The following is a 19,697-nucleotide window of genomic DNA, read 5'->3' as shown; positions in this document are numbered from 1 at the left end:
CCGGGGTCCCACCGGACGGCCGGCTCAGTCCACCAGATCCCGCACCACGGCGTCGGCCAGCAGCCGGCCGCGCAGCGTGAGAACGGCCCGGCCCTCCTCGTACGCACCCGGCTCCAGCAGCCCGTCGTCGCGGGCCCGCTCGGCGGCGCGGGCGCCCTCGGGCGCCAGCAGCGGGAGCGGGCAGCCCTGCCGCAGCCGCAGCTCCAGCAGGATGCGCTCGACGCGCCGGTCCTCCGGCGTGAGCAGCTCCCGGCCCGCCCCCGGCGACCTGCCCTCGGCCAGGGCTCGCGCATAGGCGGCCGGGTGCTTGACGTTCCACCAGCGCACCCCGCCGACATGGCTGTGGGCGCCCGGCCCCGCGCCCCACCAGTCGGCGCCGGTCCAGTACAGCTCGTTGTGCCGGCACCGGGCCGCCGCCTCGCCCCGGGTGGCCCAGTTGGAGACCTCGTACCACTCCATGCCGGCCGCCGACAGCCGCTCCTCCGCGCTCAGATAGCGGTCGGCGTGCACGTCGTCGTCCGTCATGGGCACCTCGCCGCGCCGGATCCGCCGTGCCAGCCGCGTCCCCTCCTCGACGATCAGCGCGTACGCCGAGATGTGGTCGGGGCCCGCCGCCAGGGCCGCGTCCAGGGAGGCCCGCCAGTCGTCGTCGGTCTCGCCCGGCGTGCCGTAGATCAGGTCGAGGTTGACGTGCCGGAACCCCGCCGCGCGGGCCAGCGCCACGCACTCCTCGGGGCGGCCCGGGGTGTGCGTACGGTCCAGTACCCGCAGCACGTGCGCGCGGGCGCTCTGCATGCCGAACGAGATCCGGGTGAAACCCGCCTCCCGCAGCCCGGCGAGGGAGGCCGCGTCCACCGACTCCGGGTTCGCCTCGGTCGTCACCTCGGCGTCCTCGGCCAGCCCGAACTCCTCCCGGACGGCACTCAGCATCCGGCCCAGGTCCTCCGGGGGCAGCAGCGTCGGCGTACCGCCCCCCACGAACACCGTCTCCACGCTCCGCGGGTCGTCCCCGAGCACCTTGCGGGCGAGACGGATCTCCTCCACGACCTGCTCCGCGTACCGCTCGCGGGAGGACCCGCCCAGCTCGGAGGCGGTGTAGGTGTTGAAGTCGCAGTAGCCGCAGCGGGTGGCGCAGTACGGCACGTGCAGGTAGAAACCGAGCGGGCGGTCGGCGGCGCCGTCGAGCGCCGCCGCGGGCAGCGCGCCGTCTGCGGGCACGGGCTCACCATCGGGAAGTGCGGAGGGCATACCGTCCATTGTCCCGCCCGCCGGAGGGTCGGCGGGCGTCGGCGGCGTGCGCGTTGTCACACCCGGCGGCTACGCTGAGTACGTACGTGAACGCAGCGGCCGCAAGGGGGCTGGAATGACCATCACGCTGGAACGGATGGATACCCGCATGACGGACTCCCGCGCCATAGAGGCCTTCGAGGAACTGGAGGTACCGGAGGGCTTCAAGGCCGAGCTGCTGTGGGGGGAAATCGTGATGATGGCGGGGCCGGATCTGGTCCACAACCGGATCGTGACAAAGGTGATGGACCAGCTGTCCCCGGACAAATGGGAGCGAGTTCAGAATCAGGACGTCGCGATCCTCGCCGAGACCAGCGAACCGGTACCCGATCTGGTGGTCATGGCGCTCGAGGACGCGCCGGAGTCCGGGCGACTCATGCCGTCCGAGCAGGTCAGGCTGGCCGTGGAAGTCGTCTCCAAGACCAGCGTGCACCGCGACCATGTCACCAAGCGCGCGCTTTACGCCGCGGGCCGGATTCCGGCGTACCTGATCATCGACCCGCTGCGCGGAGAGTGCGTTCTGCTCACTGAGCCGACCGGCAAGGGTGAGCAGGCCGATTACCGGGTGGAGCGCAAGGCGTGGTTCGGCGACACCATGCCGGTGGATCCGCTGGGAGTGAAGCTGGACACCAGTGGTTTCCAGACCCTCCCCGTCAGCCCCCCGGAGCAGTGACGAAGTCGATCAGTTCCTCCACCCTCCCCAGCAGGGCGGGCTCCAGGTCCTTGTAGGTCCGGACGCGGCCGAGGATGTGCTGCCAGGCGGCGCCGGTGTTCTCCGGCCAGCCCAGCGCGCGGCACACGCCCGTCTTCCAGTCCTGGCCGTGCGGCACGCGCGGCCAGGACCGGATGCCCACGGAGGCGGGCTTCACGGCCTCCCAGATGTCGATATAGGGGTGGCCGACGACCAGCACGTGGTCGCCGCCCACCTCGGCCGCGATACGGGACTCCTTCGAGCCGGGGACCAGGTGGTCCACCAGGACGCCGAGCCGCGCGCCCGGGTGCGGGCCGAACGCCTCGACGAGGGCGGGCAGGTCGTCGACGCCCTCCAGGTACTCCACGACGACCCCCTCGATACGCAGGTCGTCGCCCCAGACCTTCTCCACCAGCTCGGCGTCGTGCCGCCCCTCGACGTAGATGCGCCCCGCACGGGCCACCCGCGCCCGCGCGCCCGGTACGGCCACCGAGCCGGAGGCCGTCAGCCGGGGCGCCGCCGGCGCGGTGGCGGCCCCGGTCGCGGCGCGGGTGGGCCGCACCAGCGTCACGGTGCGGCCCTCCAGCAGGAAGCCGCGCGGCGTCATGGGGAAGACCCGGTGCTTGCCGAAGCGGTCCTCCAGGGTGACCGTCGGCCCCTCGGCGGTCTTCTCGCACCTGACCACCGCCCCGCAGAACCCGGTGGTGGCCTCCTCCACCACCAGGTCCCGTTCGGCCGCCACCTCGGGCACGGTCTGCTTCCGCTTCCAGGGCGGGGTGAGGTCCGGGTTGTCGTATCGGCTGCGCATGCCGGTCATTGTGCCGTGAAGCGCCCTGCCAGCCGGTCCCGTTGGGCGCGGACGAAGGCGGCGTCCACGACGGCGCCGTGTCCTGGGACGTACAGCGCGTCCTCGCCGCCCAGGGCGAGCAGCCGGTCGAGGGCGGCGGGCCAGCGGCCGGGGTGGGCGTCGGGTCCGGCCTGGGGCTCGCCGGACTCCTCCACCAGGTCGCCGCAGAAGACGACATCGGGGGAGCCGGGTACCAGGACGGCCAGGTCGTGCCCGGTGTGGGCGGGGCCGGCGTTGAGGAGGACCGCCTCGCGGCCGCCCAGGCCGAGGGTCAGCTGCCCGCTGACCGGATGGTGGGGGCGCACCAGGACGTCGGCGGCCTCCGCGGCCTCGTCCTCGGGCAGGCCGTGCGCCACGGCGTCGTCCCGCAGCGCCTCGGCGCCGCGTGCGAGGTGCTCGGCCACGCCCACGGCCGCGTACACCTGGGCGCCGGAGAAGACGGCCGTGCCGAGGACGTGGTCGAAGTGCGGGTGGGTGAGGGCGACCCGCGTCACCGGGCGGCCCAGCAGGGCGGTGACCTCGGCGCGGATCCCGGCGCCCTCCCGCAGCGAGGACCCGGTGTCGATCACCAGCACCTCCTCGTCCCCGCCGACCGCCCCCACCGTCGCGTCCCACTCCGGGAGCCTGCGCCGCAGCACCCCGGGCGCCAGGCGCTCCCAGCGGGCGGCGCCGGCCGGCGGCTGTCCGTGCCGTGTGTCTTCCCCATGCGCCTGCATGGGACGACGCTAACGGCAGCACAGGAGGGGCGCTCCGCGGGCTGCCGCACGGTACGGTCGGGGCAAGCGATCAGGCGGCCCTTGCCCTGGCCGTGGTGACCGGCCGTACACTGGCTCAGGGACTTGGCACTCAGGCACGAAGAGTGCCAGAGACCGCCAGGGAACGGGGCTCCAGACCAGCGGCCGGACGGGAGGTGTGCGCCATGCTCAGCGAGCGTCGACTTGAGGTGCTCCGCGCCATCGTCCAGGACTACGTGGGCACCGAGGAGCCGGTGGGCTCCAAGGCGCTCACCGAGCGGCACAACCTGAAGGTGTCGCCCGCCACCGTCCGCAACGACATGGCGGCGCTGGAGGAGGAGGGCTACATCGCGCAGCCCCACACCAGCGCGGGCCGTATCCCCACGGACAAGGGGTACCGGCTCTTCGTCGACAAGCTCGCCGGTGTCAAGCCGCTGTCGCCGCCGGAGCGGCGCGCCATCCAGAACTTCCTGGAGGGCGCCGTCGATCTCGACGACGTGGTGGGGCGCACGGTGCGGCTGCTGGCGCAGCTCACCCGGCAGGTGGCCGTCGTGCAGTATCCGTCGCTGACGCGTTCGACGGTGCGGCACGTGGAGCTGCTGGGGCTGGCGCCCGCGCGGCTGATGCTGGTGCTGATCACCGACACCGGCCGCGTCGAGCAGCGGATGATCGACTGCCCGGCGCCGATCGGCGAGACGGTGCTGGCGGACCTGCGCGCCCGCCTCAACAGCCGCGTCGTCGGTGAGCGTTTCACCGAGGTCCCCTCCCTGGTGCAGGACCTGCCCGAGGCGTTCGACGTGGACGACCGAGGGACCATCCAGGCCGTGCTGGCCACCTTGCTGGAGACCCTGGTCGAGGAGACCGAGGAGCGGTTGATGATCGGCGGCACCGCCAACCTCACCCGCTTCGCGCACGACTTCCCGCTGACCATCCGGCCGGTCCTGGAGGCACTGGAGGAGCAGGTCGTCCTCCTCAAACTCCTCGGCGAGGCCAAGGACCCGGGTATGACCGTACGCATCGGGCATGAGAACCAGCACGAGGGACTGAGTTCCACATCGGTCGTCTCGGTCGGCTACGGTTCGGGCGACGAAGCAGTCGCCAAACTCGGCGTGGTCGGACCGACCCGCATGGACTACCCCGGAACGATGGGAGCTGTACGCGCAGTGGCACGGTACGTCGGACAGATCCTGGCGGAGTCATAAGTGGCGACGGACTACTACGCGGTCCTCGGTGTGCAGCGCGACGCCTCGCAGGACGAGATCAAGAAGGCGTTCCGCCGGCTCGCGCGCGAGTTGCACCCGGACGTCAATCCGGACCCGAAGACCCAGGAGCGGTTCAAGGAGATCAACACCGCTTACGAGGTGCTCTCCGACCCGCAGAAGAAGCAGGTCTACGACCTGGGCGGGGATCCCGCCTCGGGCGCGGCGGGTGCCGGCGCCGGCGGCTTCGGGGGCTTCGGCAACTTCAGCGACATCATGGACGCGTTCTTCGGCACGGCGGCCCAGCGCGGCCCCCGCTCGCGCACCCGCCGCGGCCAGGACGCCATGATCCGCCTGGACATCGACCTGGAGGAGGCCGCGTTCGGCACCACCAAGGACATCCAGGTCGACACCGCCATCGTCTGCAACACCTGCAACGGGGAGGGCGCCGCGCCCGGCACCTCGGCGCAGACCTGTGACATGTGCCGCGGTCGCGGCGAGGTCTCCCAGGTCACCCGCTCCTTCCTGGGCCAGGTCATGACGTCCCGCCCCTGCCCCCAGTGCCAGGGCTTCGGCACCGTGGTGCCCACGCCCTGCCCGGAGTGCGCGGGCGACGGCCGTGTGCGCTCGCGGCGCAGCCTGACGGTGAAGATCCCCGCGGGCGTCGACAACGGCACCCGCATCCAGCTCGCCGGCGAGGGCGAGGTCGGTCCGGGCGGCGGCCCGGCGGGCGACCTGTACGTGGAGATCCACGAGAACGCGCACCCGGTCTTCCAGCGCCGCGGCGACGACCTGCACTGCACGGTGACCATCCCGATGACGGCCGCGGCCCTCGGCACCAAGGTGCCGCTGGAGACGCTGGACGGCATGGAAGAGGTGGACATCCGCCCCGGCACCCAGTCCGGGCAGTCGATCCCGCTCCACGAGCGCGGCATCACCCACCTGCGCGGGGGCGGACGCGGCCAGCTGATCGTCCACGTCGAGGTGACGACCCCCACCAAGCTGGAGCCGGAGCAGGAGGAACTCCTGCGACGCCTCGCCAAACTCCGCGGCGAGGAACGCCCCACCGGCCAGTTCCAACCGGGGCAGCAGGGCCTGTTCTCCCGCCTGAAGGACGCGTTCAACGGGCGTTGAGGCCGGGCGGCCGATGCGGCCTGGGTGCTCGCCACTTGTGGGCACCCACGCACCGGCCGTACCCAGGACAGCGCGGAACCCGTGCGGGGGCCGCGTGACAGGATGTGGCCATGTCCACCTCGTCGTCTTCGGTCTTCGAGCCGACCGCGTTGCTCACGCACCCCGTCATCCAGGCACCGATGGCCGGCGGGGCCTCCTGTCCTGGGCTGGCCGCGGCCGTGAGCGAGGCGGGCGGCCTGGGCTTCCTGGCCGCCGGCTACAAGACGCCGGAGGCGATGTACGAGGAGGTCAGGCAGGTGCGGCGGCTCACCGGCCGCCCGTTCGGGGTCAACCTCTTCATGCCGCAGCCCGGCACCGCGGACCCGGCCGCGATTGACGTCTACCGCGAACGGCTCGCGGACGAGGCCACCAGGTACGGGACACAGCTGGGTGAGACCGGGGGCACCACGGACGACGCGTACGAGGCGAAGCTCGCGATCCTCTACGACGACCCGGTGCCGATGGTCTCCTTCACCTTCGGCTGCCCTGCGGGGGAGGTGCTGGAGCGGTTCGCGAGGCTGGGCACCCGCACGGTCGTCACGGCGACGTCCGTGGCGGAGGCGCGGGCCGCGCAGGAGGCGGGTGCCGGTGCGGTGTGCCTCCAGGGCGTCGAGGCCGGCGGCCACCAAGGCACGCATCGCGACGACCCGCGGGACGAACCGGGCAGCGCCGGCGTCGGGCTGCTGACGCTCATCGCCCAGGTGAGGGAGGCCGTGCGGCTGCCGCTCATCGCGTCGGGCGGGCTGATGCGCGGCGGACAGATCGCCGCGGTGCTGGCGGCGGGCGCGGTGGCCGCGCAACTGGGCACCGCCTTCCTGGTGACGCCCGAGTCGGGCGCACACCCGCTGCACAAGCGGGCCATGACCGATCCGCTGTTCACCCGTACGGAGTTGACCCGCGCTTTTTCCGGCCGTCCGGCGCGCGGCCTGGTCAACCGCTTCCTGCGCGAGCACGGCCCGTACGCGCCCGCCGCCTACCCCCAGGTCCACCAGTTGACGGCCGGGCTCCGCAGGGCCGCGGCCGAGGCGGGTGATCCGCAGGCGATGGCGCTGTGGGCGGGGCAGGGGCACCGGCTGGCCCGCGAGCTGCCCGCGGGGGAGCTGGTGGAGACCCTGGCGGCGGAGCTGACCGCCGCCCGGGAGGCCCTCTCATGAGCGCGCCCGTCTTCCTCGCCGGCCCGGAACTGCTGCGGACCGGCACGGTAGTGCTGGACGGGCCCGAGGGGCGGCACGCCGTCTCGGTGCGGCGGCTGCGGCCCGGGGAGGAGGTCGTCCTGACCGACGGCGCGGGCACCGGCGCCTTCGGGAGCGTGACCGCCGTCGAGGGCAAGGACCGGCTGGAGGTCGCCGTCGGAGAGGTCCGCACCGAGCCGGAGCCGCAGCCGAGGATCACCGTCGTCCAGGCTCTACCCAAGGGCGACCGGGGGGAGTTGGCGGTCGAGACGATGACCGAGACGGGAGTGGACGTCATCGTGCCGTGGGCCGCGTCGCGGGCCGTCACCCGGTGGAAGGGCGAGCGCGGTGCCAAGTCGCTCGCCAAGTGGCGGAGTACGGCGCGTCAGGCCGGGAAGCAGGCGCGGCGGCTGCGGTTCCCCCAGGTGGCGGACCTCGCGTCGTCGCGTCGGGTCGCGGCCCTGCTGGAGTCCGCCGACTTCGCCGGGGTGCTGCACGAGGAGGGCGGTTCGCCGCTCGCGGCGGCCGGGTTGCCGGCGGAGGGGGAGATCGTGCTGGTGGTCGGGCCCGAGGGCGGGGTCGCGCCGGAGGAGCTGGAGCTGTTCGGGGGCGCCGGGGCGCGGCCGTTGCGGCTGGGGCCGAGCGTGCTGCGGACCTCCACGGCCGGGACGGCGGCGGCGGCCGTGGTGCTGGCCCGGTGCGGGCGCTGGGGATGATTCGGGCCCTGCCGCCGGCAGGGGCTCGGGTACCATCCCGGCATGGCTTCCAACGGTGAACCGGAGCAGGACTGCCTGTTCTGCAAGATCGTCGCGGGTGAGGTGCCCGCGACGCTGGTGCGGGAGACCGGGACGACGGTCGCCTTCCGCGACATCAACCCGCAGGCTCCCACCCACGTCCTGGTGATCCCGAAGGCGCACTACCCCGACGCGGCGACCCTGGCCGCCGCCGAGCCGCAGCTGATCGCGGATGTGATCCGCGAGGCGGGCGAGGTGGCCGCGGAGGAGAAGATCGCGGCGGCCCACGGCGGCCCCGGCACCGGCTACCGGGTGGTCTTCAACACCGGCGCGGGGGCCGGGCAGACGGTGTTCCACGCGCACGCGCACGTCCTCGGGGGCCGCGGCCTCGAATGGCCGCCCGGGTGACGCGGGTTGTCCGTGCGGGAACTGGTCGTGCTGGGCACGGCCAGCCAGGTGCCCACCCGGGAGCGCAACCACAACGGGTACGTCCTGCTGTGGGACGGCGAGGGCATCCTGTTCGACCCGGGTGAGGGCACCCAGCGGCAGATGCTGCACACCTCCATCGCCGCGCACGACCTCACCCGGATCTGCCTGACGCACTTCCACGGCGACCACACGCTGGGGCTGCCCGGCGTCATCCAGCACCTGAGCCTCGACGGGGTGCCGCACGAGGTGCCGGTGCACTTCCCGGCGAGCGGGCGCCACTACTTCGAGCGGCTGCGGCACGCCACCCCCTTCCACGACACGGTGGCGCTGCGCGAGGCGCCCGTGACCGGGCCGGGCGTGATCGGCGGCGGCGCGGAGGAGCCCGGACTGCCGTTCACCCTGGAGGCCCGGCAACTCTCCCACCGCGTCGAGGCGTTCGGCTACCGGCTGGTGGAGCCGGACGCCCGCCGGATGCTGCCCGAGCGGCTGGCGGCGGCCGGGATCGCCGGTCCCGACGTGGGGCGTCTCCAGCGGGAGGGGGAGCTGCGCGGGGTGCGGCTGGAGGAGGTCAGCGAGCCGCGGCCCGGTCAGCGGTTCGCCTTCGTGATGGACACCCGGCTGTGCGACGGGGTGTACGAGCTGGCCGAGGGCTGCGACATGCTCGTCATCGAGTCCACGTTCCTGCGGGCGGACACGGAACTGGCCGAGATCTCCGGACACCTGACGGCGTATCAGGCGGGCCGGGTCGCCGCCGAGTCGGGGGTGCGGCACCTGGTGCTGACCCACTTCTCGCAGCGCTACCAGGACACGGAGCTGTTCGCGGCCGAGGCCCGCTCCGCCGGGTTCGAGGGCGGGCTGACGGCGGCGCGGGACCTGACGCGGGTGCCGGTGCCCAAGCGGCGCTGAGACCGCGCGGCCGCCCCAGCCGCCCGGTCAGCCGCCCATCACCTCGATGAACCGCTCCAGGCCGATGTTGCCGCCGGAGACGATGACGCCCACCCGCGGGGGGAGGGGCTCGACGCGGTCCGCGAGCAGCGCGGCCAGGCCGCAGGCGCCGGCGGGCTCGGTCAGCAGCTTGAGCCGCTCCAGGGCGAACCGCATGGCCGTGCGCAGCTCGTCGTCGCCGACCAGTACCACGCCCTCCACCAGCCGCCGGTTGACCTCGAAGGTGAGCGCGCCGGGCACCGTGGCGGTCTGCGCGTCCGCGACGGTGTGCGGCACCTCGATCGTCACCCGCCGCCCGGCCGCGAGGGAGCGTGCCGTGTCGTCGCCCGCCTCCGGTTCGACGCCGATCACCCTGAGGTCCGGGTACAGGCCCCTGGCCGCCGTGGCGCATCCGGCGATCAGCCCGCCGCCGCCCACCGGGACCAGCAGCGCGTCCAGCTCGCCGGTCTCCTCCAGCAGCTCCAGCGCGGCCGTGCCCTGCCCGGCCATGGTGCGCGGGTGGTCGTAGGGCGGGATGAGGGTGAGGCCGCGCTCGGCGGCGATCTTCTCGCCGATCGCCTCCCGGCTCTCGGTGTAGCGGTCGTAGGTGACGACCTCGGCGCCGTACCCGGCCGTCGCGTCCAGCTTGGCGGCCGGCGCGTCCGCGGGCATGACGATGACCGCCGAGGTGCCGAACTCGCGGGCCGCGAGCGCGACCGCCTGCGCGTGGTTGCCGGACGAGTAGGCGACGACACCGCGCCGCCGCTCCTCGGCGGTCAGCTGCGCCATCCAGTTGTAGGCGCCGCGGAACTTGAAGGCGCCGACCCGCTGGAGGTTCTCGCACTTGAGGAAGACCTCGGCGCCGACCAGCCGGTCGAGCGTCCGGGAGCGGACGACCGGCGTGCGGTGGACCGCGCCCTCGATACGGGCGGCGGCCGCACGCACGTCGTCGAGCGTGAGCACGGGCTGGGTGGTCTCGTCGGTCATGCCGTGAACGTATCCCAGGCCGCCGTCACCCGGCGAGGGGAGGCGGCCGGGCGGCGACGCCCGGCCGCCGGCTCAGAAACCCAGCCTGCGCAGCTGCTTGGGGTCGCGCTGCCAGTCCTTGGCGACCTTCACGTGCAGGTCGAGGAAGACGGGCGTCCCCAGCAGCGCCTCGATGTGGCGGCGCGAGGTGCTGCCGACCTCCTTGAGGCGCTTGCCCTTGGGACCGATCACGATGCCCTTCTGGCTGGGGCGCTCGATGTAGATGTTGGCGTGGACGTCCAGCAGCGGACGGTCCGCGGGGCGGTTCTCGCGGGGCACCATCTCCTCGACGACCACCGCGATCGAGTGCGGCAGCTCGTCCCGTACGCCCTCCAGCGCGGCCTCGCGGATCAGCTCGGCGACCATGACCTGCTCGGGCTCGTCCGTCAGGTCGCCGTCCGGGTACAGCGGCGGGCCCTCGGGCAGCAGCGGCACCAGCAGGTCGGCCAGCAGCTCCACCTGGGTGCCCTCGGTGGCCGAGACCGGGACGATCTGAGCCCACTCGATGCCCAGCTCCCTGCCGAGCCGGTCCACGGCCATCAGCTGCCGGGCCAGCTCGTCGGCGCCCACCAGATCGGTCTTGGTGACGACCGCGATCTTCGGGGTCCGCTTCTTCAGCCCGGCCAGCTCGCCCGCGATGAACCGGTCACCCGGGCCGATCTTCTGGTCGGCCGGCACGCAGAAGCCGATGACGTCGACCTCGGCCCATGTGGTGCGCACCACGTCGTTGAGGCGCTCGCCCAGCAGGGTGCGCGGCTTGTGCAGCCCGGGGGTGTCCACCAGCACGAGCTGCGCGTCGGGGCGGTGGACGATGCCGCGCACCGTGTGCCGGGTGGTCTGCGGCCGGGTGGAGGTGATCGCGACCTTCGTGCCCACCAGCGCGTTGGTCAGCGTCGACTTGCCCGCGTTGGGGCGGCCGACGAAGCAGGCGAAGCCCGACCGGTGCGGTCGGTCCTCGTGGGGCTTGCCACCTTCGGTGGTGCCGGCGGGGGCGGAAGAAGCGTTCATGACGACCATTGTCCCTGACGTGGTGGCGGGGCCGGGGCGAGCGGGGTGCGGCGCCGCCCGGGCGCGAGTGCTCCCCGGGTGCCCCTCCCGGCCTCTCCGGCCGCGGGACCCCTCCCGGCGGTTCGTCGCGCGGTTCCCCGCCCTCTGCGGGGTGCGTCCCCTCCCCGCTCAGCCCGCGGTCACCGTCAGGTGCACCTCGCCGTCCGGGCCCGCGAGCAGCACCGGGGTGGCGGGGCCGCCCAGGTCCCGTACCGTCGCCAGGTCTTCCGCGGGCACCTGCCCGGACTCGGAGACGACGGCCGCCGCCTCCAGCGACCTGGCGCCCGAGGCCACCGCCATGGCCACCGCCGTGCGCAGTGCCGAGAGCCGCAGCGAGGGCAGCGCGACCGAGCCCGCCACGTACGTACGCCCGGTCTCGTCCCGCACGGCCGCGCCCTCGGGGACGGCGTTGCGGGCGCGGGCGCTGCGCGCCAGTGTCACGATCTTGCGGTCTTCCGGGTCCAGTCCGCCCGTGCTCTGGTCACTCATGACGGTGAGCATATGCGGTGCCCGCAGGCCGGCCGCCGCCGGTCACCCCGCCACCTGGTGCATCCCGGCCCGGCGCACCTCCGGCTCCGTGAGCCGCTGGAGCTTCTCGGCCGTGCCGGTTCCAGGGAGCGGGTTGTGCAGGATGAGCTTGAGGTCGGGGCGCGTGGGAACCTGGAGCGTCGTCGACTCGAAGTGCAGGGCGCCGACGACCGGATGGTCCAGCTCCTTGCGCCGCTGGCCCGCGCTGCACACGTTGCCCTGCTCCCACAGTTCCCGGAACTCCGCGCTGTTGGCCAGCAGCTCCTCCAGCAGCAGCTGGAAGCCCTCGTCCTCGGGCCACTCGGCCAGCGAGGCCCGCAGTTCCCCCACCACGCTGGGCGCGTTCTCCTCCCAGCTGACGGCGCGCGCACGGTAGCGGTCGTCGCAGAAGAAGTTGATGATGCAGTTCTCCTGGAGTTCGATCCCCATCACCAGCCGGGCGGCCTCGTTCATCCCGACGGCGCTGTAGTACGGGTCCATGATGTGCGCCGGGTAGGGCATCCAGCTGTCGATCAGCCGCTGCATCCCGTCGCACAGGTAGGTGCGGTCGTACTCCGACTCGGGCAGCGGCGGGTTGAGGCCGGCGAGCACGTACAGGTGCCGGCGCTCCGCCGGGCTCATCCGCAGCACCCGCGCGACCGCGTCCAGCACCTGCGGCGAGACGGTGATGTCGCGGCCCTGCTCCAGCCACTGGTACCAGGAGGCGCCCACCCCGGCGAGCACGGCCACCTCCTCGCGGCGCAGCCCCGGCGTCCTGCGCCGGGGGCCGCCGTCGGGCAGCCCCGCCTCGGCGGGTGAGACCCGGGCCCGGCGTGAGCGCAGGAACGTGCGCAGCTCCTGGCTCCGACGGGTCCTGTCCGGCCGGCTCCTCGCGGCAGTCGCCACCTGATCCCCTCCCTGGCTGGTGGTGCGGGCACCACCATAAACAGCAGCTCCCCACGGTCTGTTCCGCACCAGCAGGCTGACCGGTATGCCAACCACCGCTTCCGTACCGGAGACCACCGGCCCCGCCCCGGTCTCCCAGCCCGACCGTCCCGCACCGGCGTCCGGCCAACAGCCGCCCGCCTCCCACCGGTTCACCCCGCGTGAGATCCTCGTCCTGGTGACGCTGTGCGCCTCCCAGTTCCTGGTCGCGCTCGACTTCTCCGTCCTCAACGTCGCCCTCCCCGTCCTCGGCCCCGACCTGGGGCTGGGTGAGGCCGGACTGCAGTGGGCGGTGACCGCGTTCGCCCTGCCCACCGGCAGCTTCCTGCTGCTCTTCGGCCGCCTCGGCGACCAGCTCGGCCGCCGCCGCACCTTCCTGACGGGCCTGGCCGTCTTCACCGCCGCCTCCGTCCTGGCCGCCGTGGCGCCCAACGCGCCCCTCTTCCTGGGCGGCCGCGCCCTCCAGGGCCTGGGCGCCGCCGCACTGGTGCCTACCGGCATGGCGCTGATCACCACCTCGTTCCCCGAGGGGCCCAAGCGCACCAAGGCGCTGAGCATCAACGGCTCCCTGATGGCGCTCGGCTTCACCGTCGGCATGGTCGTCGGCGGCGTCCTGACCGACACCCTCGGCTGGCGCTCCACCATGGGTCTGCTCGGCGTCGGCGGTGGCCTCGTGCTGATCCTGGCGCCCCGGCTGCTGACCGAGAGCAGGGGCGCGCGCACCCGGCTCGACGTGCCCGGCGCGCTGACGGTCACCGGCGGCCTGTTCGGCATTGTCTACGCGTTGTCCACCGCGGCCGAGGAGGGCTTCACCCGGCCGGACGTCGTGGCCGCGCTCGTGGCCGGGCTGGTGCTGCTCGGCGTCTTCGTCCGCGTGGAGGCCCGCAGCGCCGAGCCGCTGCTGCCGCTGTGGATGCTGCGCCGCCCCACCGTCGCCTTCGGCAACCTGGGCGGACTGGCCACCGTCTCCATGATGACCGCCGTCGTCTTCCTGATGACCCTCTACCTCCAGGATCTGCTGGGCGTCTCCGCGCTGGTCTCCGGGCTCGTCTTCGGCGTGCAGGGCCTCGCCTCCATCGCGGGCGGCGCCCTCGCCCCCCGGCTGGCCCGCCGCATCGGCGCGCCCCGCACCCTCGCCCTCGCCCTGGTCGGACAGGGCGTGCTGACCGCCGGACTGCTGGGCCTGGGCACCCGCTCCGGGCTGTGGCTGGTCGTGGTCGCCGTCTCGCTGGCCAGCGCCCTGCACCTGGTCGCGGTCGTCACCTACGGGGTGACCGCCACCTCCGGCCTCGACGACGCCGAGCAGGGCCGCGCCACCTCGCTGGTCACCAGCGCGATGCAGCTGGGCCTGGCACTGGGCATCCCGCTGCTGAGCGCCCTGTCCGTCGGCTGGGCCGGTGCCCTGCGCGCCGACGGCACCTCGCCGGCGGCGGCCACCCTGGGCGGCATCAAGCTGGGCATCGGCGCGGACGCCCTCGCCCTGCTGGCCGTCGGCGCCCTGGTGGCGCTCACCGTGGGACGCCGGCCGGCCGCCTCCCGGGGACGGGCGTCCTGAAGGCCCGCCGCCCCGGACCGGCCGGCTCGGCGGGGGCGCCGGGGCCGGCCGGCCGCCGGACGCGAGGCGCTAGCGGTGTCCGCCGCCCTGGTCGCCCTGGTCGTCCTGCTCCGGCGGCACTGTCGGAGCGGGCGTCCGCCCGGCGGCAACCGCCTTGAGGCGGTCGGCCGCCGCCTTCGCGGCACCGGCTGTCAAGCGCGTGTCCCCCTGGCCGGCGGACAGCAGGGCCAGCCCGGTCGTGGACTGCTTCACCCGGGAGAGGACCAGGTCGAGCGTCAGCCGCTTCCCGTCCGCCGGGCCGCCCCGGGCCGTGCCCCGCAACCGGGCGCCCTCGGCGTCGGCGCCGGTCCCGGTCTTCAGCGGGGAGACGGTCCACTCGACGGTGACGGCGTTGTTGTGCGTCGTGACCCTCCGGCAGCTCTCCCGGACGCTGACGAAGGTGCTCAGCGCGCGGGTGGCGCCGTCGCCGTCGGCGCTGTCGTAGGAGGCGATCTCGCTGGACAGGTACGGGCCGCCCGCCGCCTTGCGGTAGTCCCGGGAGGCGTCGGTCCGCGCCTCGTGCCGGTCCACGTCGCCGCCGAGGGCGTCGAAGAGCTGTTTGCAGTTGCGGTCCTTGGTACTCAGATCGTCGGGCGCGTCCCCCGCGGCCGTGGTGTCGTCCAGGTCCGCGTGCCTCCACCCGGCGGGCAGGTTCCCCTCGACCAGCAGTGCCGCCCGCGCCTGCTGCTCGCTGAGCGGGCCCTGCGGCTTCGAGGGCGAACCGGTGGGCGTGGCCCCGGTCTTGGAGGGCGGCGGGGAGGGGGAGGGGCCGCCCGCGTCACCCCCGTCGTCACCGCAGCCCGCCAGGGCCAGCAGCGCCGCGACCGCCACGGCGGCGGTCAGGCCGGCCAGGCCGGTCGGGCCGGGACGGGAGGGGGAGCCGGGACGGAACATGGCGCCGCCTTTCGGGGAGTCGTGCCCCTCCACCGCACCAAGCCCCGCGGACCGCCGCAACCTCGCGCGGCCCGCGCGGGTGAAGCCTTCGCCCCTCTCACGGCCTGCTCCTGTCGCGGTCCTGCCCTCTCGCGGTCCTGCCCCACCCGTGGCCCTGCCCACACCAGCAGCACTGCCCACACCAGCGGCCCTGCCCCACCCGCGGCGGACGTGCCGGTCAGCCCGCGCCCAGCCGCAGCCGCTCCCAGCGGGGCAGCCCGGCCACCACCAGGTCGTAGGAGTCCTCGATCATCTCCCGCACCAGGCGGTCCGGCAGGCTGCCGTCGAGCGTGACGGTGTTCCAGTGCCGCTTGTTGAGGTGCCAGCCGGGGCGTACGGCGGGGTGGGCCTCCCGGAGCCGCACCGCGATCTCCGGCTCGCACTTGAGGCTGATCCGCAGCGGGGCCTCGTCCAGCGAACAGAGGGCGAAGATCTTCCCCGCGACCTTGAAGGCGGACAGCCCGGGGTGCGAGGGGAAGGGGAAGTCCTCCCACGCCCCGTTCTGTTCCAGACAGCGGGTCCTCAGCTCCTCCGGCGTCATGGCCCCAGCGTAGGCGCCGGGTAGGACACCGGACGGGCCTCAGCCCTCGCGGACGGCGGTGCTCTCCTCGCCGTCGGTCACCACGGGTTCCCGGACCGCTTCCACGAGCACCGTCACGATCTTGTTGCGGCGGCCGGCGGGGGACTCCGCGGTGAGGCGGAGGCCGGTCAGGGTGGGGTCGGAGTGGTCCTCGGTGACATCGACGACAGTGGTGGCGCCCGCGATCGGGACGCGGCCCAGGTGCTTGGCCAGCAGACCGCCGACCGTCTCGACGTCCTCGTCGTCCCATCCGGTCAGCCCGTACAGCTCGCCGAGGTCGGCGATGTCCAGGCGCGCGGTGACGCGGTAGCGGCCCTCGCCCAGGTCCTCGACGGGCGGCAGCTCGCGGTCGTACTCGTCCGCGATCTCGCCGACGATCTCCTCCAGGATGTCCTCGATGGTGACGATCCCGGCCGTGCTGCCGTACTCGTCGATCACCACCGAGACGTGGATGCGGTCCTTCTGCATCTCCCGCAGCAGATCGCCCGCGTTCTTGGTGTCCGGGACGAAGGTGGCCGGGCGCATCGCGGTGGAGACCAGCTCGGATTCCGCGTCCCGGCTGATGTGCACCTTCCGCGCCAGATCCTTGAGGTAGACGATGCCGACGACGTCGTCCTCGTTCTCCCCGACCACGGGAATCCGCGAGAAACCCGAGCGCAGCGCCAGCGTCAGCCCCTGCCGGATCGTCTTGAACCGCTCGATGGTGATCAGGTCGGTGCGCGGCACCATCACCTCGCGGACCAGCCGGTCCCCGAGCTGGAAGACGGAGTGCACCATCTTCCGCTCCTCCGCCTCGATCAGCGACTCCCGCTCCGCGAGGTCGACCATCGCGCGCAGCTCCGCCTCGCTGGCGAACGGTCCCTTGCGGAAGCCCTTCCCCGGGGTGAGCGCGTTGCCGAGCAGGATCAGCAGCTGCGGCACCGGGCCCAGGATGCGGGCCAGCGGCACCAGCACATAGGCGGTGGCCGTCGCGGTGTTGAGCGGGTGCTGGCGGCCGATGGTGCGGGGCGAGACACCGATGGCGACATAGGAGACGAAGACCATCACCCCTATGGCGACGGCCAGCGCCTGCCAGGTGCCCTCGACGGCGCGCAGGCAGGCGTACGTCACCAGCGAACCGGCCGCCACCTCGCAGGCCACCCGCAGCAGCAGGGCCAGGTTGAGATAGCGCGTCGGATCGGCGGCCACGGCCGCCAGTTTGGCGCTGCCGCGCCGCCCCTGGCGCACCGCTTCCTCGGCGCGGTAGCTGGTCGTGCGCGCCAGGCCGGCCTCCGCGCAGGCGGCCAGCCAGGCCACGACGACCAGCAGGACGACGGCGGCGACAAGGGGCGTGCTCACGAGGTCGTGGTGGGCGCGGGGGACGGCCCGGTCAGGCCGCGCTCGGCGCGCCAGCCGTCGACGATCGCGGCCTGCAGACCGAACATCTCGGTCCGCTCACCCGGCTCCTCGTGGTCGTAGCCCAGCAGGTGCAGCACCCCGTGGACGGTGAGCAGTTGCAGCTCCTCGTCCATGGAGTGCCCGGTCGGCGCCTGCTCGCCCTGCTTGGCGGCCACCTCGGGGCACAGCACGATGTCCCCCAGCAGCCCCTGCGGGGGCTCCTCCTCGTCCCGGGAGGGCGGGCGCAGCTCGTCCATCGGGAAGGACATCACATCGGTGGGCCCCGGCAGGTCCATCCACTGCTTGTGGAGCTGCTCGATGGTCTGGGCGTCGACGCAGATCACCGACAGCTCCGAGAGCGGGTGGATGCGCATCCGGGCCAGGGCGTAGCGGGCGATGTCGAGCAGCGCCTGCTCGTCCACCTGGTGACCGGACTCGTTGTTGACGTCGATCGACATGGTGCGGGCGGCTACTTCCTCTTGCCGGGGGTGCGCGCGTTCCTCGGGGCGGCCTCGCCGTCGGCCTCGCGCGCACTGTCGTAGCGGTCGTAGGCGTCGACGATACGGCCCACCAGCTTGTGCCGCACCACGTCGGTGCTGGTCAGCTGCGCGAAGTGGACGTCCTCGACGTCCTGGAGGATCTCCCGCACCTGGCGCAGCCCGCTCTTCGTCCCGCCCGGCAGATCCACCTGGGTCACATCACCCGTGATCACGATCTTCGAGTCGAAGCCGAGCCGGGTGAGGAACATCTTCATCTGCTCGGGGTTCGTGTTCTGCGCCTCGTCCAGAATGATGAACGCGTCGTTGAGCGTACGCCCCCGCATGTAGGCCAGCGGCGCGACCTCGATCGTGCCCGCCGCCATCAGCCGGGGGATCGAGTCGGGGTCGAGCATGTCGTGCAGCGCGTCGTACAGCGGACGCAGGTACGGGTCGATCTTCTCGTAGAGCGTGCCGGGCAGGTAGCCGAGCCGCTCGCCCGCCTCCACGGCGGGCCGGGTCAGGATGATCCGGGTGACCTGCTTGGCCTGGAGGGCCTGCACCGCCTTGGCCATGGCGAGATACGTCTTGCCCGTGCCGGCCGGGCCGATGCCGAAGACCACCGTGTGCTTGTCGATCGCGTCCACATAGCGCTTCTGGTTGAGCGTCTTGGGGCGGATCGTGCGGCCGCGGTTGGAGAGGATGTTCTGGGTGAGTACCTCAGCGGGCGTCTCGTCGGCGGCGCCCGTGCCGTTCTCCTGTGCGCGCAGCATGGAGATCGAGCGCTCCACCGCGTCCTCCGTCATCGGCTGGCCGGTGCGCAGCACCAGCATCATCTCGTCGAAAAGGCGCTGGACCAGCGCCACCTCCGCCGGATCACCGGTCGCGCTGATCTCGTTCCCCCGGACATGGATGTCCGTGGCGGGGAAGGCGTTCTCGATCACCCGCAGCAGAGAGTCTCCGGAACCCAGCACCGTGACCATGGGGTGCTTGGGCGGCACGGTGAAGCGGGCTGTTTCGGGCCCGGGTCCGGCCTGGGATGGGGTTGTCTGCGTCATGGGCGGCCTCTGGGGCCTGCTCATCTCCCTCTGCGCCGTCGTTCTCTACGGGTCCCAGGGTACGACGCGGGCCTGACACCGCTCACCGGGTTTCCGCACCGGGCGGGCACCGGCGCCCGCACCACCGCAGCGGAGCGTGACCACCCGGGTGCCGCGGCGAACGCGCACCTCACCGGCCGGCCGCGCCTCTGTTGCGGTGAATTCACCGTCGCCATTCGCGTGCGAGCGCGCTGACGTGCCGTGCGGCCGGCCGGCCGCGGCGCGCGGCGGCGGCATCGTGGCACCGGGGCCGCCGCCCGCAGGGCTCCCGGCCCGCTCCCGCACAGCCCCCGTAGGACACCCACCCGGGCAGGACATCGCCCCCGGGCAGGACACCGACCCCGGCGGGACATCCACTCCGGTACGAAAGGCAGGCCGCCCATGTCCGTTCCCCCGCGCAGGAGACCGCACCGATGGAAGGTCCTGGCCGCCGTGCTCGCGGTCGCCGGACTGTGCGGGACGACGCCGCCGCAGGCGTCGGCCTCCGCCCGGCTCGACCCCGACAGGGCCACCGCGACCGTCGTCGCCCTCGTCAACCGGCACCGCGCCATGGCCGGCTGCCCGGAACTGCGCCCGCACCCCGCGCTCGAACGGGCGGCCCAACGGCACAGCGCCTACATGGCCCGCACCCGCACCCTCACCCACTCCGGCCCCGGGGAGCGGAGGCGTCCCACCACCCGCGCCGCCGCGCTGGGTTACCGGGGCGGACTCGTCGCCGAGAACATCGCGCGCGGCCACCGCACGGCCCGTGCCGTGGTGGCGAGGTGGATGGCCAGCCCCGGGCACCGCCGGAACATCCTCGACTGCTCCTACCGCGAGACGGGCATCGGCGTGGTCGCCGGCCGCGGCGGCCCCTGGTGGACGGAGGTCCTGGGCACCCGGCGGCGGGCGGCCGCCTCTCACCCCGGCCGGTCCGGCTGGTAGG

At 73.5% G+C, this 19,697-nt stretch carries 21 protein-coding genes; 9 read left to right on the top strand and 12 right to left on the bottom strand.

Features of this window, described 5'->3' with window-relative positions:
- Positions 1-24 precede the first annotated feature (24 nt).
- A complete protein-coding gene (gene hemW / locus FM076_RS10725; RefSeq protein ID WP_173869792.1) occupies positions 25-1,248 on the bottom strand; it encodes a radical SAM family heme chaperone HemW in 1,224 nt (407 codons plus the stop codon).
- Between the two features lie 115 nt (positions 1,249-1,363).
- On the opposite strand from hemW, the gene FM076_RS10720 reads away from it, so the two are divergent.
- Complete coding sequence (locus FM076_RS10720) at positions 1,364-1,960, top strand: Uma2 family endonuclease (protein WP_243274418.1); 597 nt, start codon at positions 1,364-1,366, stop codon at positions 1,958-1,960.
- On the opposite strand, the gene FM076_RS10715 is transcribed toward FM076_RS10720, so the two are convergent.
- Complete coding sequence (locus FM076_RS10715) at positions 1,941-2,786, bottom strand: DUF3097 domain-containing protein (RefSeq protein WP_173869791.1); 846 nt, start codon at positions 2,784-2,786, stop codon at positions 1,941-1,943. The two genes, FM076_RS10720 and FM076_RS10715, sit on opposite strands and share 20 nt — an antisense overlap.
- A 5-nt stretch (positions 2,787-2,791) precedes the next feature.
- Positions 2,792-3,541 carry an MBL fold metallo-hydrolase gene (locus FM076_RS10710; protein WP_173869789.1) on the bottom strand — a complete coding sequence of 250 codons (750 nt, stop codon included), beginning with the start codon at positions 3,539-3,541 and terminating at the stop codon, positions 2,792-2,794.
- A gap of 203 nt (positions 3,542-3,744) precedes the next feature.
- Between FM076_RS10710 and hrcA the strand changes: the two genes are divergently transcribed.
- The 6 genes from hrcA to FM076_RS10680 all read left to right on the top strand — a co-directional run bounded on the left by hrcA (position 3,745) and on the right by FM076_RS10680 (position 9,172).
- Positions 3,745-4,761 carry a heat-inducible transcriptional repressor HrcA gene (hrcA, locus tag FM076_RS10705; RefSeq protein ID WP_173869786.1) on the top strand — a complete coding sequence of 339 codons (1,017 nt, stop codon included), beginning with the start codon at positions 3,745-3,747 and terminating at the stop codon, positions 4,759-4,761.
- Entirely contained in the window at positions 4,762-5,892 is a 1,131-nt protein-coding gene (dnaJ, locus tag FM076_RS10700; protein ID WP_173869785.1) for a molecular chaperone DnaJ, read from the top strand. It abuts the gene before it with no gap.
- 110 nt (positions 5,893-6,002) lie between these two features.
- Complete coding sequence (locus FM076_RS10695) at positions 6,003-7,085, top strand: nitronate monooxygenase (RefSeq protein ID WP_173869782.1); 1,083 nt, start codon at positions 6,003-6,005, stop codon at positions 7,083-7,085.
- Positions 7,082-7,819: a 16S rRNA (uracil(1498)-N(3))-methyltransferase gene (locus FM076_RS10690; protein ID WP_173869780.1), complete on the top strand. Its 738-nt coding sequence runs from the start codon at positions 7,082-7,084 to the stop codon at positions 7,817-7,819. The genes FM076_RS10695 and FM076_RS10690 overlap by 4 nt, the downstream gene beginning before the upstream one ends.
- A 42-nt stretch (positions 7,820-7,861) precedes the next feature.
- Entirely contained in the window at positions 7,862-8,245 is a 384-nt protein-coding gene (locus tag FM076_RS10685) for a histidine triad nucleotide-binding protein (protein WP_173869779.1), read from the top strand.
- A gap of 6 nt (positions 8,246-8,251) precedes the next feature.
- The gene (locus FM076_RS10680; RefSeq protein ID WP_173869777.1) at positions 8,252-9,172 is read left to right on the top strand and encodes a ribonuclease Z; all 921 of its coding nucleotides are present in this window, start codon (positions 8,252-8,254) and stop codon (positions 9,170-9,172) included.
- A gap of 27 nt (positions 9,173-9,199) precedes the next feature.
- Here FM076_RS10680 and FM076_RS10675 read toward each other — a convergent pair whose 3' ends face one another.
- The 4 genes from FM076_RS10675 to FM076_RS10660 form a co-directional block, all read right to left on the bottom strand.
- Positions 9,200-10,177, bottom strand: coding sequence for a threo-3-hydroxy-L-aspartate ammonia-lyase (locus tag FM076_RS10675; protein WP_173869775.1), 978 nt, complete (start codon positions 10,175-10,177; stop codon positions 9,200-9,202).
- A 72-nt stretch (positions 10,178-10,249) separates the two neighbouring features.
- On the bottom strand, positions 10,250-11,224 hold the full coding sequence (era, locus tag FM076_RS10670) for a GTPase Era (protein ID WP_173869773.1): 975 nt from the start codon (positions 11,222-11,224) through the stop codon (positions 10,250-10,252).
- Between the two features lie 168 nt (positions 11,225-11,392).
- Positions 11,393-11,752 carry a cytidine deaminase gene (locus FM076_RS10665; RefSeq protein WP_173869771.1) on the bottom strand — a complete coding sequence of 120 codons (360 nt, stop codon included), beginning with the start codon at positions 11,750-11,752 and terminating at the stop codon, positions 11,393-11,395.
- A gap of 42 nt (positions 11,753-11,794) precedes the next feature.
- Complete coding sequence (locus FM076_RS10660; RefSeq protein ID WP_173869769.1) at positions 11,795-12,676, bottom strand: helix-turn-helix domain-containing protein; 882 nt, start codon at positions 12,674-12,676, stop codon at positions 11,795-11,797.
- A gap of 85 nt (positions 12,677-12,761) precedes the next feature.
- Between FM076_RS10660 and FM076_RS10655 the strand changes: the two genes are divergently transcribed.
- Entirely contained in the window at positions 12,762-14,270 is a 1,509-nt protein-coding gene (locus FM076_RS10655; protein WP_173869767.1) for an MFS transporter, read from the top strand.
- 69 nt (positions 14,271-14,339) lie between these two features.
- Here the strand turns inward: FM076_RS10655 and FM076_RS10650 are convergent, their stop codons facing one another.
- The 5 genes from FM076_RS10650 to FM076_RS10630 form a co-directional block, all read right to left on the bottom strand.
- Positions 14,340-15,203, bottom strand: coding sequence for a hypothetical protein (locus FM076_RS10650; protein WP_243274416.1), 864 nt, complete (start codon positions 15,201-15,203; stop codon positions 14,340-14,342).
- A 217-nt stretch (positions 15,204-15,420) separates the two neighbouring features.
- Positions 15,421-15,783: an MmcQ/YjbR family DNA-binding protein gene (locus FM076_RS10645; protein ID WP_173869765.1), complete on the bottom strand. Its 363-nt coding sequence runs from the start codon at positions 15,781-15,783 to the stop codon at positions 15,421-15,423.
- A 39-nt stretch (positions 15,784-15,822) separates the two neighbouring features.
- Positions 15,823-17,160 (bottom strand): CNNM domain-containing protein, encoded by a 1,338-nt coding sequence (locus FM076_RS10640; RefSeq protein WP_173869763.1) that lies wholly within the window; start codon positions 17,158-17,160, stop codon positions 15,823-15,825.
- Positions 17,157-17,657: an rRNA maturation RNase YbeY gene (gene ybeY / locus FM076_RS10635; RefSeq protein ID WP_173869761.1), complete on the bottom strand. Its 501-nt coding sequence runs from the start codon at positions 17,655-17,657 to the stop codon at positions 17,157-17,159. Before ybeY ends, FM076_RS10640 begins: the two co-directional genes overlap by 4 nt.
- An 11-nt stretch (positions 17,658-17,668) precedes the next feature.
- Positions 17,669-18,733 (bottom strand): PhoH family protein, encoded by a 1,065-nt coding sequence (locus tag FM076_RS10630; protein ID WP_173869759.1) that lies wholly within the window; start codon positions 18,731-18,733, stop codon positions 17,669-17,671.
- 420 nt (positions 18,734-19,153) lie between these two features.
- On the opposite strand from FM076_RS10630, the gene FM076_RS10625 reads away from it, so the two are divergent.
- Positions 19,154-19,696: a CAP domain-containing protein gene (locus FM076_RS10625; protein WP_173869757.1), complete on the top strand. Its 543-nt coding sequence runs from the start codon at positions 19,154-19,156 to the stop codon at positions 19,694-19,696.
- The last annotated feature ends 1 nt before the right edge of the window (position 19,697 follow it).

Source organism: Streptomyces albus subsp. chlorinus (assembly GCF_013302895.1).
Classification (GTDB): domain Bacteria; phylum Actinomycetota; class Actinomycetes; order Streptomycetales; family Streptomycetaceae; genus Streptomyces; species Streptomyces chlorinus.
The sequence above is the reverse complement of the archived record's forward strand: the minus strand, read 5'-3'. Positions and strand labels throughout refer to the sequence as shown.